Source organism: Rhodococcus sp. (in: high G+C Gram-positive bacteria) (assembly GCF_049299235.1).
Classification (GTDB): domain Bacteria; phylum Actinomycetota; class Actinomycetes; order Mycobacteriales; family Mycobacteriaceae; genus Rhodococcus.
This window is the reverse complement of record NZ_JBAQXC010000374.1, coordinates 1-1,851: the sequence shown is the minus strand read 5'-3', so window position 1 is coordinate 1,851 and position 1,851 is coordinate 1. Positions and strand designations below refer to the sequence as shown.

Sequence of the window (1,851 nt, the reverse complement as noted above, 5' to 3'; positions counted from 1 at the left end):
GCGCCGCACCGGTCGGCGCCGCGGTGGTCGTCGGTACGGGCGCCGCGGCCGGTTCGGTCACCGGTGGTGTGGCGCCCTCCGAATCGGAACCGCCGAGCGACGCCAGGCCGATGCCCGCGAACAGGATCGCCAGCGAGATCAGCACCATCGCGAGAGCCCGCAGGGGTGGACCCGAGGACTCTGTGTTCGTACGCACACCTTCGACCATAGTTGCCTCGTCAGTTGGGTTGCCTCGCCAGGTGGCGTGCCTCGTCGGGTTTCCCCGTCGGCGCCGGGCTGCGGTCAGCGGGTGATCTCGAAGCCCAACCGCCGCGCAGCCCGCGCCTTCTGCCGACTCGCCCGCAGCCGACGCAACCGCTTGACCAGCATCGGGTCCGCGGCGAGCGCTTCGGGGCGATCCACCAACGCATTGAGGACCTGGTAGTACCGAGTCGCGGACAACCCGAACAGATCCTTGATGGCTTCTTCCTTGGCGCCCGCATATTTCCACCACTGGCGTTCGAACGCCAGGACGTCGTGTTCCCTGCGGGTCAGTCCGTGAGCGCCCACCTCGTCGGGGTTCGTGGGTGCCTGAACGTCGGCGGTGGCGTTGTTCTGCTGGGGATCGTCCACGGACCGGTTCACGTTGTCGTGCGCAGCTGCGCCGTCCATTTCACTCCTCGCCTGCCGTGAATCACACCGACTGCACCAGTGTGTTTCCGACGCCAATTGAACCACGGGCGGGCGACAGGTACCGGTTCGTCGATCGGGCGAGTCCCGCGCACTATTCTGTTCCACCATGGCCATCCTTCCCATCGTGATCACCGGCGACCCGGTTCTGCACAATCCCACGGCACCGGTGACCGAATCGCCCGCCGATCTCGCCCCGCTGATCGCCGACATGTACGAAACGATGGACGCGGCCAACGGCGTCGGGCTCGCCGCGAACCAGGTCGGGATCGGCAAGCGCCTTTTCGTCTACGACTGCCCCGATCGTGACGAGCGCGGCAACGTCGTCCGCCGCCGCGGTGTGGTGATCAACCCGGTCCTCGAAACCTCCGAGATCCCCGAGACCATGCCCGACCCCGACGACGATCTCGAGGGCTGCCTCTCCGTTCCCGGCGAAAACTTCCCGACCGGCCGCGCCGAGTGGGCGAAGGTCACCGGCACCGACGCCGACGGAAACCCGCTCGACATCGAGGGCCACGGCTTCTTCGCTCGCATGTTGCAGCACGAAGTCGGACACCTGGACGGATTCCTGTATGTCGACGTTCTCATCGGCCGCAACGCGCGCGCGGCGAAGAAGGCGATCAAACGCGCGGGGTGGGGTGTGCCCGGCCTGACCTGGCTGCCGGGGTCCGTCGACGATCCGTTCGGCCACGACGACGAAGACGAAGACTGACGATCCGCCGATGTCCGATTCCGCCGGCGCGATTCCACTGGGTACCCGGGTGGTGCTGCGATACCGGCTGCCCGCCGGATACAGCCATCCCATGACGGACGTGATCGGTGAGCTCGTCGCCGTCGAACCGGCGGTCGTGGTGCGGACCGAGACCCGGCAGCTCGTGCAAGTCGCGCCGGACGCGGTGGTTGCGCTCAAGGCACTGACCGCCCGCCCGGTCCGGACCCGCGAGATCCGCGCGCTGGAGGCGGCCGCCGCAGCGGGCTGGCCGGGACTCGAACTCGAGTGGGTGGACGGTTGGCTGTTGCGGGCCGGTGCCGGCTTCACCCTGCGTGCCAACTCGGCGATCCCGCTCGGCGATCCCGGGACCGTCGCCGATCCCGCCGACCCGGCGGTCCGGGCGCGGCTCGCCGGCTGGTTCGCCGACCGCGGGCTTCCACTTCGCCTGCTGATACCGGACCGGCTCGCCC

General features: G+C 68.8%; 3 protein-coding genes and 1 pseudogene. 2 read left to right on the top strand and 2 right to left on the bottom strand.

Going from position 1 to position 1,851, the window contains the following annotated elements; genetic code table 11:
• Positions 1-148, bottom strand: a pseudogene (locus tag WAX14_RS23165) (LytR family transcriptional regulator); the annotation flags it as partial.
• Between the two features lie 134 nt (positions 149-282).
• Complete coding sequence (locus WAX14_RS23160; protein WP_422630384.1) at positions 283-651, bottom strand: DUF3263 domain-containing protein; 369 nt, start codon at positions 649-651, stop codon at positions 283-285.
• Positions 652-778: 127 nt separating this feature from the next.
• Here WAX14_RS23160 and WAX14_RS23155 point away from each other — a divergent pair, with 127 nt between their 5' ends.
• The gene (locus WAX14_RS23155; protein WP_422630383.1) at positions 779-1,381 is read left to right on the top strand and encodes a peptide deformylase; all 603 of its coding nucleotides are present in this window, start codon (positions 779-781) and stop codon (positions 1,379-1,381) included.
• 10 nt (positions 1,382-1,391) lie between these two features.
• A partial coding sequence (locus tag WAX14_RS23150; RefSeq protein WP_422630382.1) for a GNAT family N-acetyltransferase, cg3035/Rv0428c family occupies positions 1,392-1,851 on the top strand: 460 nt, incomplete at its 3' end.